Raw genomic sequence first — 13,849 nt, 5'->3', positions numbered from 1 at the left:
GGGCGGCCGCCCAGGCGGCGCAGGGCGGGCGGTGCGGGTGGCGGTGACGCCGGCGGCAGCGCGTGGGCCGGGGGCGGCGACTCCGGTGGACACTCCGGTGGCCACTCGTGCGGCGGAGGTTCCTCGTGCGGCGGGGGTTCGTCGTGCGGCGGAGGTTCGTCGTGCGGCGGCGGGGGTGGATGCGGCGGAGGCAGCTGACACGGGGCAGCTGGTCCGCGGCCGGGCAGGACGGCCGGCCGGTGCCCGGCGGGGCTCGGGGGAAGCTCCCTGAGTCCCGCCGGGCATCTTTTTCTCGGGCTGCGCGGCGCGTCCCCGGTGAACACCTGAACCGGCAGGCCCCCGCGGGGATGGAAACCACGCCAAGTTGGGCAAAAACGCTGCGAGTGTGGCGTAGTTCGTGATTCCCTCGGTTGAGAGAACATCCAGCCCTCGGACCCCAGTTGGACCTGATCGGGCGCTTCCCACCTCCCACGTGCACCACGTCGGGGCGCCCCATGTCCACGTGTCCATGTGTGTTTGCGGAGCCGACCCATGCTCACGACCCTTCATACGGCCTATTCCGACACCTGTGCCGCCGATCTGGCCTGGGCGCTGGGGCGCGAACCGCTCCCGGCGCTGGCCGTCCTCGACCTCCAGCTCGGCGGCGCACAACTGCAGTTGCGCCTGCTCGGCGCCTCTCACCAGGTGCTTCTGGAGGAAGAGCGCGGCAGCTGTTCCGAAACCGTCGCCTGTATCCCCGGCAGCAGCACCCCACTGCCCTTAGGTGTCTCCAAGCGGCTGGGGGACTGGGAGTACGAGTTCGCGGCGCGGGTCGAGACCCTCGGCGCGGGATCCTTCGCGGGTCGCGCGCAGGAGCTGCTGGCGCTCGTCGCCGATCATCCCCACGGACTGGCCGGGACGTTCCCGGGGAGCCCGCACGCCTTCACCGCCATGCTCGCCCAGCGGACCGAGGACCAGGTGCGGTGGCGCACCTGGCACGCGTACCCGCAGGAGGGCCGGCTGGTGGTGACGCGGACCCGGGTGGGCGTGCGGTTGCCGGCAGCGGCGGCGCTGTGACCGGCGCCAACTCCGTTGGGAGTGCGCCGATTACACCCTTGTGGGTGACAAGCGGCGACGTTTCAGTGACGTAGCGTTCGCGGCATGATCGACCAGGAGGTGCCGTTGCGAGGGGCCGCGGCGCGGCTTCCCGTGCGACCGAGGACCGGCAGATACCTCGTGCTGGCCACTGTCTTCATCTGCGCCGCCTGTGGACTGGTGTACGAGCTCGAACTGGTCGCACTCGCCTCCTACCTGATCGGTGACTCGGTCACCCAGGCGTCCGTCGTGCTGTCCGTGATGGTGTTCGCCATGGGCATCGGCTCGCTCCTCGCGAAACGTTTACGCAGCCACGCCGCGGTCGGCTTCGGGCTGATCGAGGCGGCCCTCGCCCTGGTCGGCGGCTTCTCCGCGCTGGTGCTCTACGCGTCGTTCGCGTGGATCGGGGAGTCGCGGTACGCGCTGGTCGGGTTCTCGCTGGCGATCGGGATCCTGATCGGTGCGGAGATCCCGCTGCTGATGACGCTGATCCAGCGGGTGGACCGGCAGGACGCGGGCGGGGCCGTGGCCGACCTCTTCGCCGCCGACTACGTGGGCGCGCTGGTCGGGGGGCTGGCGTTCCCGTTCCTGCTGCTGCCGATGCTCGGGCAGCTCACGGGTGCGCTGTTCACCGGGGCGGTCAACGCGGCGGCGGGCGGTGCGCTGGTCCTGTGGGTGTTCCGGCGGGATCTCACGGCCCGTTCCCGGTGGCTGCTGATCGCCGCCAACGTGACGGTGATCGCGGTGCTCGCCTCGGCCGCGGTGCTGGCCGACGACTTCGAGCGGGCGGCGCGGCGGGCGGTGTACGGGGACCAGGTCCGCGTCGCGGTGCAGACCGAGGTCCAGGAGGTCGTGCTGACCGGCGAGGACCGGGGCTCCCTCGACCTCTATCTGGACGGGCGACTGCGGGTCAGCTCCCGCGACGAGTACCGCTACCACGAGGCGCTGGTGCACCCGGCGATGAACGGGTCGCACGCCCGGGTGCTGATCCTGGGCGGCGGCGACGGTCTGGCGGCCCGCGAGGTGCTGCGCTACCCGGACGTACGGAGCGCGACCGTGGTGGAGCTGGACCCTGCCGTCACCCGGTTGGCCCGTACGGACCGCGTGCTCTGCGCGCTGAACGCGCACGCCTACCGCGACCCACGGCTGACGGCCGTGACGGGGGACGCGTTCAGCTGGCTGCGGATGACGCAGGACCGCTTCGACGTGGTGATCGCGGACCTGCCGGATCCGGGGATCTCGGCCAGTACGAAGCTCTACTCGGCGGAGTTCTACGGACTGGTCGCCCAGGCCCTCGCGCCGGGCGGCCGGCTGGTGGTGCACGCGGGGCCGGCGGTGAGCCGGCCCCGGACGTACTGGACGGTCGAGGCGTCGATGCGGGCGGCGGGGCTGCACACCCGCCCCTACCGGATCAGTGGGCGGTACGCCGGATTCGCGGCCGGCCCCGACCGGGCGACGGACCGGACGGCACAGGCGCACGGCTGGGGGTTCGTGCTGGCGGGCCCCGCCGCGGCGCCGGCCCTCGGCCTGGACTCCGGGGCGCCGCGGCTGCGGTCCCTGACGGGCTCGGCGCTGCGGGACGCGGGCCGGCGGGCGGAGTCCGGGCGGCTGCGGGGCCAGGCACCCTCGACGCTCGTGCACCCGCGGTACTGGGAGGAGCGGTGAGCGTGCCGGGCCTGTGGCAGCGGCTCTCCGGGGGCGCCGAAGCGCTGACGAGGTGGCCGGGGCTGAGTAGGCTCGGTTTCCATGGAGCATGAGGTGTTCGTTCCGGTTCCGGTCCCGGCCCTTCGGCGGACGCTGGGCGATCCTGCCCGGGTCGCGCGCTGTGTGCCGGGGCTTCAACAGGACGCCGACACGTCCGCGGGCCCGCTGACAGGCCGGCTCAAGGTCCGGGTCGGCGGCCACACCATCACCTACCGGGGAGCGCTGCGGCTCACTCCGCTGCCGGAACCCCCGCAGGGGACTGCTGCGCACGGCCTCTCCGTGGCGGGCGAAGGGACGGAGGCGCGGGGCAGCGGTTCGGCGAAGCTGGCCCTGACCGTCCGCCTCACCGAACGCGACGGCGGCACGGCGATCGCCTTCGAGGGCACGGTGAGCGGCGACGGCCGCCTGCTGGAGCTGGACCCGGCGGCCGCGCTGTCGTCGGCCCACCGTCTGCTGGACCGGTTCGCGCAGCAGCTGGTGACGGAGTCCCTCGCCGGGGATGCGGGGGCGGGCGGTGCGGTGCAGGACGTGGGCGAGCCCGCCGAAGCCGCCGTCGCCGCCGATGAGCAGGCCGTCGGGGAAGCGGTGGAACAGGCCATCGAGGAGGCGGCCGAGGAGGCGGACATCCCGGGTGCCGATGAGGCCGCGCCCCGGCACGAGGAGGACGAGGCGTCGGCGGGGGAGCAGTCGTCGGACCAGGCCTCCGTCTTCGACACCCCGGTGCCGCCGTCGTCGCTGGATCCGGTGGCCGGGATCGAGTTCACCGTCCCGGACGGGCCGCCGGCCGAGGCGGCACATGCCCGGCGCACCATGATCGGCCGCAGCGCGGAGGAGGTCGACCACGCTCCGCCGCGCGGCCGGTACGCCCCCGTGCCGTCACCCGATTCGACCGGTGCGGGCGCCACGCTCCGCTGGGTGGCCCCTGCGGCCGCGCTCGCCCTCGCCTCCGCCGTGGTGGTGGGCCGGGCACTGCGGCGCCGGAGGTAGCCGCGCCAGTAGGGTCGTCGTGTGAGCAGCAGCGAGAAGGACGTCCGGCTGTCCGTCGGCGACGCAGAGTTGACCGTGAACCCCGCCAACGGCTGCCGTATCAGCAGCCTGCGGATCGGCGGTACCGAACTGCTGCGGCAGGGGGAGCGGTACGGCTGCTTCCCGATGGTGCCGTGGTGCGGGCGGACCGAGAACGGCCAGTTCCACAACGGCGGCGTGCTGCATCAGCTGCCGCTGACCGCTCCGCCGCACGCCATCCACGGCACGGGCCGTGACACGGCCTGGCGCACCGCGCGGGCGAGCGGGACGGAAGCCGCGTTCTACTACGACCTGACCGACCCCTGGCCGTACCCGGGGCGGGTGACGCAGACCTTCGAACTGACCGAGTCCTCGCTGACGTTGGCGTTCGGTGTCGAGACGTACGGGGACTCCTTCCCGGCTCAGGCCGGCTGGCATCCGTGGTTCCGGCGCAACCTCGGCAGCGGCGAGGACGTCCGGATCGACTTCGATGCCGCATGGCAGGAGGAGCGGGGCGAGAACCACCTGCCGACCGGCCGCCGGATCCCTCCCCTGGCCGGACCGTGGGACGACTGCTTCGGCATGCCCGACGGCGTCGATGTGACCCTCACCTGGCCGGAGCAGCTGGAGCTCACCGTGAAGAGCCGGACCGAGTGGGTCGTGGTCTACGACGAGCAGGACGAGGCGGTCTGTGTGGAGCCGCAGTCGGGCCCGCCGAACGGACTGAACACCACGCCCCGCTATGTCACCCCGATCGAGCCCCTGGAGATCGCGACGACCTGGAGCTGGCGCGGGCTGTGAGAGCGGGGCGCCGCAGGCTATGAGTACGGGGCGCTACCGGGCGGCTTATCCTCGTAGCCATGACTGACGTACGTGCTGAGCTGTTGCAGCAGATCAAGGACAAGGCCGTGGTTCACGGCAAGGTGACGCTCTCCTCCGGTCTCGAGGCCGACTGGTACATCGATCTGCGCCGCATCACGCTGGACGGCAAGGCCGCTCCGATGGTCGGTCAGGTCATGCTCGATGCCACCGCGGAGCTGGACTACGACTGCGTGGGCGGGCTGACGCTGGGTGCCGACCCGGTCGCCACCTCGATGCTGCACGCCTCCGCCGCCCGCGGGCAGGAACTGGACGCGTTCGTGGTGCGCAAGGCACAGAAGGCCCACGGCATGCAGCGCCGGATCGAGGGCACGGACGTCAAGGGCCGTCGCTGCCTGGTCGTCGAGGACACCTCGACGACCGGCGGTTCGCCGCTGACCGCCGTCGAGGCGGTGCGTGAGGCGGGCGGTGAGGTCGTCGCCGTCGCCGTGATCGTGGAGCGGGGTGCGGCTCCGGCCATCGCCGAGGCGGGCCTTCCGTACGTTCACGTCTTCTCGGTCCCGGACCTCGACCTGTCCTGACCTGTGGTTTCCCTCAAGGGGGGCCGGTTTCACGTGAAACCGGCCCCCCTTGTCGTATCTCTGCAGCGGGAGCCCGGGAACGCTGGGGGAGTACACCGGGTGGAGCCGGGACGAGAGTCTGGGAAGATGGGGGCGACGATGACGTCGCCCCCAGGTCAGGGAACCAGCAACGCACACCCGCACATCCCAAGGAGCGGACAGATGCCCATCGCAACCCCCGAGGTCTACGCCGAGATGCTCGACCGGGCGAAGGCAGGCAAGTTCGCCTACCCGGCCATCAATGTGACGTCGACGCAGACCCTGCACGCTGCGCTGCGCGGTTTCGCCGAGGCCGAGAGCGACGGCATCGTCCAGATCTCCACCGGTGGGGCGGAATTCCTGGGCGGCCAGTACAACAAGGACATGGTCACGGGCGCCGTTGCCCTCGCCGAGTTCGCGCACATCGTCGCCGCCAAGTACGACATCACGGTCGCGCTCCACACCGACCACTGCCCCAAGGACAAGCTGGACACGTACGTCCGTCCGCTGATCGAGGTTTCCGCGGAGCGTGTCGCCAAGGGTCTGAACCCGCTGTTCCAGTCCCACATGTGGGACGGCTCGGCCGAGACGCTGGCCGACAACCTGGCCATCGGCCAGGAGCTGCTGGCCAAGGCCGCCGCCGCCAAGATCATCCTCGAGGTCGAGATCACCCCGACCGGTGGCGAGGAGGACGGCGTCACCCACGAGATCAACGACGAGCTCTACACGACCGTCGACGACGCGCTGCGCACCGCCGAGGCGCTCGGTCTGGGCGAGAAGGGCCGCTACCTGCTGGCCGCGTCCTTCGGCAACGTGCACGGCGTCTACAAGCCGGGCAACGTCGTGCTCCGCCCCGAGCTCCTCAAGGACCTCCAGGAGGGCGTCGCCTCCAAGTACGGCAAGCCGGCCGGCAGCCAGCCGTTCGACTTCGTCTTCCACGGCGGCTCCGGCTCCACCGCCGAGGAGATCGCCACCGCGCTGGAGAACGGCGTCGTGAAGATGAACCTCGACACCGACACCCAGTACGCCTTCACCCGCCCGATCGTGGACCACGTGTTCCGCAACTACGACGGTGTGCTGAAGGTCGACGGCGAGGTCGGCAACAAGAAGGTCTACGACCCGCGCAGCTGGGGCAAGTCCGCCGAGGGCGGCATGGCCAAGCGCGTCACGGAGGCCTGCGCCAACCTGCGGTCCACCGGCACCAAGCTGAAGTAGTTCCGTACAGATGTCTGCATGGGCCCGGTATCCCTTGGGATGCCGGGCCCATGGCATGTCCGCACCCGGCAGGAACGATGTGAGGGAACACCTGTGAGCGCGTCCTACGACTTCGACACCGTGATCGACCGCCGCGGCACCTGGTGCGTCCAGTGGGACGGGGTCGCGGACCGGTTCGGTGTGGACGGACTGCTGCCTTTCACCATCTCGGACATGGACTTCGAGACGGCTCCCGAGGTGCTGGCCGCGCTGCGGGACCGGCTCGACCACGGCGTGTTCGGCTACACGGACTGGTGGCAGGAAGACTTCCGCTCGGCGATCGCCCACTGGTACGCGACCCGGTACGGCACCACGATCGACACCGGCCGGCTGGTGTACGGGCCGTCCGTGCTCAGTCAGCTGTCGCAACTGCTCCAGATGTGGACGGCCGAGGGGGACGGCGTGGTCGTCCACACCCCGACGTACGACGGCTTCCGCAAGGCGATCACCGGGCTCGGCCGTGAACTGCGGGGCGTGGGTCTCGGGGACACGGCCGCGCTGGAGCGGGAGCTCGCGCGGGAGGACAGCAAGGTCCTCGTGGTCTGTTCGCCGCACAACCCGTCGGGGCGGGTGTGGACGGAGGCGGAGCTCGCGGAGATGGCCTCCCTCGCGGCACGGCACGGGGTCGCTGTGATCAGCGACGAGATCCACGCGGACTTCGTTCACGCCGGGCGCCCGCACGTGCCGTGGACGCGGGTGGGGGGTGACGGGCGCTGGGCGCTCATCACCTCGGCCTCGAAGGCGTTCAACTTCCCGGCACTGACCGGTTCGTACGGGCTCATCGGCCGCGCGGAGGACCGGACGGAGTTCCTGCGCCGGATGGAGACCGCGGAGGGCCTCGCCTCACCGGCGGTGCTCTCGCTGACCGCCCACATCGCCGCGTACCGGGACGGCGCCGCGTGGCTGGACGCCGTGCGCGCGTATGTCGCCGGGAACCTGGCGCTGGTCGCGGAGCGGCTGAACGCCGCGTTCCCCGGTCTGGGGTGGGAGCCGCCGCAGGCCGGGTACCTGGCCTGGATCGACCTGCGACGGGCGGGCGTCGAGGACGACGAGGCGCTTCAGCGCGTGCTGGTCGAGCGGGAGCGGGTCGCTGTGATGCCGGGGAGCGTGTACGGGGCGGAAGGCTTCGTACGGCTGAACGTGGGGTGTGCACGGAGCAAGGTGGAGGCCGGGGTGGAGGCGCTGATCCGGGGGGTGGAGGCGGTGCGGGTCGGCGCGTAGCGGCGGTGCGAGGGGTGGGCGGCGCGGGCGCGCGGGCCGTTTCGGGGGCGCTGCCCCGGGGTCCGGGGGCGCTGTCCCCGGACCCCCGCTCCTCAAACGCCGGAGAGGCTTGGTCTCGCCGGCCGCAGCCTTGAACGTGCCGGGTGGCCCTTCGGTCCCTCGGCGTCAATGCTGAGGCCATGGCGGAGCAAGCAGCAGACCCCACCGGCATTCGTGTCGCCTCCCCCACCGGCCGCTGGGTCGTCCTCACGACCGTGCTCGGGTCGAGCATGGCCATGCTCGACTCCACCGTCATCAACGTCGCCCTGCCCCGCATCGGCGAGGACCTCGGCACCGGCCTGGCCGCCCTCCAGTGGACCGTCAACGCCTACATGCTGACCCTCGCCGGGCTGATCCTCCTCGGGGGAGCGCTCGGCGACCGCTACGGACGGCGGCGGGTCTTCGTGATCGGCGTGGTGTGGTTCGCCGCCGCCTCGCTGCTCTGCGGGATCGCGCCCGACGCCGACGTGCTCATCGCGGCCCGTGCCCTCCAGGGTGTCGGCGGCGCCCTGCTCACCCCCGGCTCGCTGGCGCTGATCCAGGCGAGCTTCCACCCGGACGACCGGGCCCGCGCGGTCGGGCTGTGGTCGGGGCTCGGCGGGGTCGGCGCCGCCGTCGGACCGTTCGTCGGCGGGTGGCTCGTCGACGGGCCCGGCTGGCGATGGGTGTTCCTGCTCAACCTGCCGCTCGCCGCGATCTGTGTGCCCGTCGCCCTGCGCCACGTACCGGAGTCCCGGGACCCGCACCAGCACGGCCGCTTCGACGTCCTGGGGGCGGCTCTCGGTGCCCTCGCGCTCGCGCTGGTGACGTACGCGCTGATCGAGGCGCCGGCGCGCGGCGCGTCCCCGGCGGTGATCGGTGCGGCGGTGGGTGGGGTGCTGCTCGGCACCGCGTTCGTCCAGGTCGAGCGGCGGCGGCCGGACCCCATGCTGCCGCCGTCGGTGTTCGCGTCCCGGCAGTTCACCGCCGTCAACATCGTCACCCTCTGCGTGTACGCGGCGCTCGGCGGCTTTTTCTTCCTCTCCGCCATCCAGCTCCAGGTCGTGGCGGGGTACTCCGCGCTCGGCGCGGGCACCGCCCTGCTGCCGACCACCGTCCTGATGCTGCTGTTCTCGGCCTGGTCCGGCGAACTGGGCCGGCGCATCGGCCCCCGCATCCCGCTCACCGCCGGTCCGCTGATCGCCGCAGCCGGAATGCTGCTGATGCTGCGCGTGGGACCGGGGTCCGACTCCGTGACCGGATACCTGACCGACGTACTCCCTGCCGTCGCCGTCCTCGGCGTCGGCCTCGTCACCCTCGTCGCACCCCTCACCGCGACGGTCCTGGCCTCCGTGGACACCACCCGGGCCGGCCTCGCCAGCGGGATCAACAACGCTGCGGCCCGCGCCGCCGGGCTGATCGCGGTGGCCGCCCTGCCCCTCCTCGCCGGAATGGGGCCGGAGGCCTACCGGGACGCCGGGGAGTTCGCCGAGACCTTCCGGCGGGCCATGCCGATGTGCGCCGGGCTGCTGGTGCTCGGCGCCCTCATCGCCTGGGCGACCGTCCGTACGCCGCCTGCCGCTGTGAAGGAGACCGCGCAGCCGGAGTGCACGGTGAACTGCGGCGTCACGAGCCCCCCACTGGAACCCGCACCGGAAACCGGACGGTATCGCTAGCACCTTCGCGGCCATTGTGCGCTCCGAGTGCCCGGGTGGCCCCGGTGCCAGGCACACTTGAACCCATGTCGATCCACGAGAACCTGCTCGGGGGCCCTGCCCCGACCCACCTGCCCGACGACCCGGAGCCGCGCGAGATGCTGGCCGCCGGCACCGCGCCCGCCGATGTCGCGGCGAAGTACCCGACCTCCTCGCTGGCCTGGGCACAGCTCGCCGACGAGGCGTTCGAGGGCGGCCGGGTCATCGAGTCGTACGCCTACGCCCGCACCGGCTACCACCGCGGCCTGGACGCCCTGCGCCGGGCCGGCTGGAAGGGACACGGCCCCGTACCGTTCGAGCACGAGCCGAACCGCGGCTTCCTGCGTGCCCTGCACGCCCTCGCGCGCGCCGCTCAGTCGATCGGTGAGCAGGAGGAGTACGAGCGCTGCTCGACGTTCCTCCGCGACTCCTCGCCGACCGCCGCCCAGACGCTCGGCTAGCCGCCGCGCCCACCCACCGGGCCCCGTGGACGATCGCCGTCCGCGGGGCCCGTGCGCTGTCGGGGTGTCCGGATCTCCGCTTAGGATGCGGGCAGGGGACCGGAGCTCCACCACCTCACGGTGGGGGCGGACCGCTACCCGGAAGCTCGTGTCGAGGAGACAGCAATGTCGACGATTCACCCCGACCCCGAAGCCACCGGTGCGCAGACCCCGCACCTCGACTTCGCGGGAACGACTCCGTACGAGGACTATGTCCAGGCGGATGTCCTGACCCACCTCCAGCACCTCCGCTCGGACGACCCCGGCGAGATGGTCTTCCTGGTCACCACCCAGGTCATGGAGCTGTGGTTCACCGTCATCGTCCATGAGTGGGAGACCGCAGCGCACGCCCTGCGCCAGGACCGGCTGAGCGTCGCGCGCGACGCGCTGAAGCGGTCCGTGCGGGAGCTGGAGGCGCTGAACGCCTCCTGGACGCCGCTCGCCCAGCTCACCCCCGCCCAGTTCAACTCCTACCGGTCCGCGCTCGGCGAGGGCTCCGGTTTCCAGTCGGCGATGTACCGGCGTATGGAGTTCCTGCTCGGCGACAAGTCCGCATCCATGCTCGTGCCGCACCGGGGTGCGCCCCGCGTCCACGCAGAGCTGGAGAAGGCGCTCGGCGAGCCGGGTCTGTACGACGAGACGCTCGCCCTGCTCGCCCGGCGCGGCCACGCCGTCCCCGAGGCCGTGCTCGGCCGCGACCTCACCCGGAAGTACGAGCCGTCGCCCGAGGTCGAGGCCGTCTGGGCGGAGATATACGCCAACCCCGATCAGCACGACGAGCTGGTCCGTCTCGGCGAGGCACTCACCGACGTCGGCGAGCTGGTGTGGCGATGGCGCAACGACCACCTCGTCGCCACCCGGCGGGCCATGGGTTCCAAGACCGGCACCGGCGGCTCGGCCGGCGTCGCCTGGCTGGAGAAGCGCGCCACGAAGAACGTGTTCCCCGAGCTCTGGACGGCCCGCAGCCATGTCTGACCTCTACGAGCGCGCACAGGCGCTCGACACCGCCGACGAACTGGCTCCGCTGCGCGACCTGTTCACCCTCGACGACACCGTCTATCTGGACGGGAACTCCCTGGGCGCGCTGCCCCGCCATGTGCCGGCCCGGTTGCAGGAGGTCCTCACCCGCGAGTGGGGCGAGCTGCGCATCCGGTCCTGGGACGAGAGCGGCTGGTGGACCGCGCCGGAGCGGATCGGCGACCGCATCGCCCCGATCGTCGGGGCGGCGGCGGGACAGATCGTCGTCGGCGACTCGACGAGTGTGAACGTCTTCAAGGCCGTCGTCGCCGCGAGCCGGCTGGCGCCCGAGGGCCGCGACGAGATCCTGGTCGACGCCTCCACGTTCCCCACCGACGGGTACATCGCCACCTCCGCGGCCCGGATGACCGGCCACCGGATCGTCCCGGTCGCCCCCGCCGACGTGCCGGGCGCGCTCGGACCGCGTACCGCCGCCGTGCTGCTCAACCACGTCGACTACCGCTCCGGCCGGCTCCACGACCTGCCCGGCCTCACCGGCGCGGTGCACGCCGCAGGCGCGATCGCCGTCTGGGACCTGTGCCACAGCGCGGGTGCGCTGCCCGTCGGACTGGACGCCCACGGGGTGGACCTGGCGGTCGGCTGCACGTACAAGTACCTCAACGGCGGCCCCGGTTCGCCCGCTTACCTGTACGTCGCCGAGCGCCACCAAGCGGCCTTCGACTCGCCCCTGCCGGGGTGGACGTCGCATGCCGACCCGTTCGCGATGACGCCCGGCTACGCCCCCGCGGACGGTGCAGTACGGGGCCGGGTCGGGACCCCCGACATCCTGTCCATGCTGGCCCTGGAGGCGTCCCTCGACGTCTGGGACGGCGTCGGGATCGAGGCGGTACGGGCCAAGTCCCTGGCGCTGACGGACTTCTTCCTGGAGTGCGTCGACGCGTACGCCCCCGAGGGCCGGGTCACCTCGGTCACCCCGGCCGCCCACGCGGAACGCGGCAGCCAGGTCGCGCTGCGGTGCGAGGACGCCGAGCCCGTGATGGGCGCGCTCATCGCGCGCGGTGTCGTCGGGGACCTGCGGCGGCCGGACGTGCTGCGGTTCGGCTTCACACCGCTGTACGTGGGGTTCGCCGACGCGGAACGTGCGGCGCGCGTGCTCGCGGACGTGTTGACCGGTACGGCCGCGTAGGCTGCCGGTCCGTCCGGCGACCGGCTCGCCCCGGTCGCCGGACGGGTCCCGGGCCGCCGTGAGGGCATCAGCCGGACGGGTCCTGGGCCGCCGTGAGGGCATCAGAACGGGTGCAACGACAGCCGATGGCCAGGGGGTCGCACCAGATGCTCTTCGATATCGGCGGCGACGGCGAGGACGGGAGCGACCGCTCCCGCTACGTACGGGCCTCGCACACGGTCCTCGCCGATGTGGTGAGCCGCCCGGAGGATCTGCGCGCACTGTGCGGCATCGGCTTTCCGCAGCGCCCTTTCTGGATGGCCCCGGCCCTCGCCGCGGACGGCTGCGCGGTCGAGGGGGGACGCCCCGTCGTGGACCTCGGTGACGAGGTGGAGATGATCGAGGAGGATTCCGGCGTCCTGCTGCTCTTCGGAGCGGTCCAGGGCTGGTACCTCTTCCTCCACCTCGGTGACGGCACGGTGCACGCCATCCCCGACGAGATGGAACTCTTCGACGGGGACCTGCGCCTGGTCCACTCGGACCTCTCCTCGCTCCGGCACCTGCTGGAACTGCTGCACCGGCGGGTGCTGAAGGTGGACCGCGAGTGGACCGGCGGCGATCAGAGCGCGCCGTACGCCGAGCTCGCCCGCTTCGCCGGCGGGATCCAGGACGAGTTCGCACGCGTCGACCCGGTGGCCTTCTCCGACGAGGACTCCAGGGAGAGCCTCTGGATCCACTTCTTCGGCGACCTCCGGGACGGGCTGTACAGCACGTACTACTCCCGGCCCGGCCGGGTCCGAGGGCGGACCGACCGCCGCCGGGGAGGAGAAGGGCTCCGTACTGATACCGTCCCCGCAGGTCAAGCCAGTTGGGCATGTCACAGGGACGGTTGGAGCAGCATGTCGGATTCTGCCGCGCGTGATCAGGACGCAGCCGAGACCGAGTCGGCGTTCTCGCATCCGGTGGTCGCCCCCGATGTCTGTGCCGCCTACGGCAGCCACCCGGACCAGGTGATCGACTTCTACGCCCCGCGCGACGGGCGCGCCGGCGCCCCCGTCGTGGTCGTCCTGCACGGCGGTGCGTGGCGGGCTCCGTACGACCGGCTCCACGTGTCGCCGTTCGCGGACTTCCTGGCCCGGCGCGGCTTCGCCGTCGCCAGCGTCGAGTACCGGCGCGGCAGCGAGCTCCCGCAGCAGCGGGGCTCCGGCCCCGTCGCGGGCCGCTGGCCGGAGACCTTCGACGACGTCGCGGCCGCGATGGACGCACTGCCGGACCTGCTGGCGCGGGAACTGCCCGCGGCGGACGCCCGGCGGATCGTCGTCACCGGACACTCCGCGGGCGGGCAGCTGGCCCTGTGGGCCGCCGCCCGGCACGTCCTGCCGGAGGGCTCGCCGTGGCGGCTGCCGCGCCCGCCCGCACTGCGCGGTGTGGTCGCGCTCGCCCCGATCGCGGACTTCACCTCCGCGATCGGGCTCGACGTGTGTTCCGGTGCCATCGGGCAGTTCCTGGGGCGGGAGGAGGACTTCGCCGAGCGGAGCGCGCACGCCGACCCGGCCCTGCTGCTGCCCACCGGCATCGCGACCGTGGTGGTGCAGGGCAGCACCGACCTCACCGTGCCGCAGGCCGTCTCGGAGGCGTTCGTCGACGCGGCGGCGAAGGAGGGCGAGACGGTGGGGCTGACGCTGCTGCCGGACGTCGGGCACTTCCCGCTGATCGATCCGGCGGCCGACGCGTGCGCGGTGGTCGCCGAGGAGATCGCCCAGCTGGCCTGGTAGGCCTGCGCCGTGGCGCCGCGACGGACCCGGGTAGTACTTGCGA

At 72.3% G+C, this 13,849-nt stretch carries 12 protein-coding genes and 1 pseudogene; all 13 read left to right on the top strand.

Annotation, left to right across the window (positions count from 1 at the left end; all coding sequences use genetic code 11):
* Nucleotides 1-531 precede the first annotated feature (531 nt).
* The 13 genes and pseudogenes from SH922_RS18590 to SH922_RS18530 all read left to right on the top strand — a co-directional run bounded on the left by SH922_RS18590 (nt 532) and on the right by SH922_RS18530 (nt 13,806).
* On the top strand, nt 532-1,056 hold the full coding sequence (locus tag SH922_RS18590) for a DUF2617 family protein (RefSeq protein WP_393059064.1): 525 nt from the start codon (nt 532-534) through the stop codon (nt 1,054-1,056).
* Between the two features lie 84 nt (nt 1,057-1,140).
* Nucleotides 1,141-2,739, top strand: coding sequence for a polyamine aminopropyltransferase (locus SH922_RS18585; protein WP_393059063.1), 1,599 nt, complete (start codon nt 1,141-1,143; stop codon nt 2,737-2,739).
* Between the two features lie 81 nt (nt 2,740-2,820).
* The gene (locus tag SH922_RS18580) at nt 2,821-3,765 is read left to right on the top strand and encodes an SRPBCC domain-containing protein (RefSeq protein WP_393059062.1); all 945 of its coding nucleotides are present in this window, start codon (nt 2,821-2,823) and stop codon (nt 3,763-3,765) included.
* A gap of 21 nt (nt 3,766-3,786) precedes the next feature.
* Complete coding sequence (locus SH922_RS18575) at nt 3,787-4,584, top strand: aldose 1-epimerase (RefSeq protein WP_393059061.1); 798 nt, start codon at nt 3,787-3,789, stop codon at nt 4,582-4,584.
* A 59-nt stretch (nt 4,585-4,643) separates the two neighbouring features.
* A complete protein-coding gene (gene pyrE / locus SH922_RS18570) occupies nt 4,644-5,183 on the top strand; it encodes an orotate phosphoribosyltransferase (protein ID WP_393059060.1) in 540 nt (179 codons plus the stop codon).
* 201 nt (nt 5,184-5,384) lie between these two features.
* On the top strand, nt 5,385-6,416 hold the full coding sequence (gene fbaA, locus SH922_RS18565; RefSeq protein ID WP_393059059.1) for a class II fructose-bisphosphate aldolase: 1,032 nt from the start codon (nt 5,385-5,387) through the stop codon (nt 6,414-6,416).
* 93 nt (nt 6,417-6,509) lie between these two features.
* The gene (locus SH922_RS18560; protein WP_393059058.1) at nt 6,510-7,676 is read left to right on the top strand and encodes a MalY/PatB family protein; all 1,167 of its coding nucleotides are present in this window, start codon (nt 6,510-6,512) and stop codon (nt 7,674-7,676) included.
* Nucleotides 7,677-7,855: 179 nt separating this feature from the next.
* On the top strand, nt 7,856-9,370 hold the full coding sequence (locus SH922_RS18555; RefSeq protein ID WP_393059057.1) for an MFS transporter: 1,515 nt from the start codon (nt 7,856-7,858) through the stop codon (nt 9,368-9,370).
* 65 nt (nt 9,371-9,435) lie between these two features.
* A complete protein-coding gene (locus tag SH922_RS18550) occupies nt 9,436-9,849 on the top strand; it encodes a DUF3151 domain-containing protein (protein WP_350994768.1) in 414 nt (137 codons plus the stop codon).
* A 165-nt stretch (nt 9,850-10,014) separates the two neighbouring features.
* Nucleotides 10,015-10,863: a tryptophan 2,3-dioxygenase family protein gene (locus SH922_RS18545; protein ID WP_393059056.1), complete on the top strand. Its 849-nt coding sequence runs from the start codon at nt 10,015-10,017 to the stop codon at nt 10,861-10,863.
* The gene (gene kynU, locus SH922_RS18540; protein WP_393059055.1) at nt 10,856-12,052 is read left to right on the top strand and encodes a kynureninase; all 1,197 of its coding nucleotides are present in this window, start codon (nt 10,856-10,858) and stop codon (nt 12,050-12,052) included. Before SH922_RS18545 ends, kynU begins: the two co-directional genes overlap by 8 nt.
* A gap of 125 nt (nt 12,053-12,177) precedes the next feature.
* Nucleotides 12,178-12,762 (top strand): annotated as a pseudogene (locus tag SH922_RS18535) (SUKH-4 family immunity protein); the annotation flags it as partial.
* Nucleotides 12,763-12,930: 168 nt separating this feature from the next.
* Nucleotides 12,931-13,806 (top strand): alpha/beta hydrolase family protein, encoded by an 876-nt coding sequence (locus SH922_RS18530; protein WP_393063611.1) that lies wholly within the window; start codon nt 12,931-12,933, stop codon nt 13,804-13,806.
* Nucleotides 13,807-13,849: the final 43 nt, after the last annotated feature.

This window comes from Streptomyces sp. LN549, assembly GCF_043203805.1.
Lineage (GTDB): Bacteria > Actinomycetota > Actinomycetes > Streptomycetales > Streptomycetaceae > Streptomyces.
Note: the sequence above shows the minus strand (reverse complement) of the source record. Positions and strands in the feature narration are given on the sequence as shown.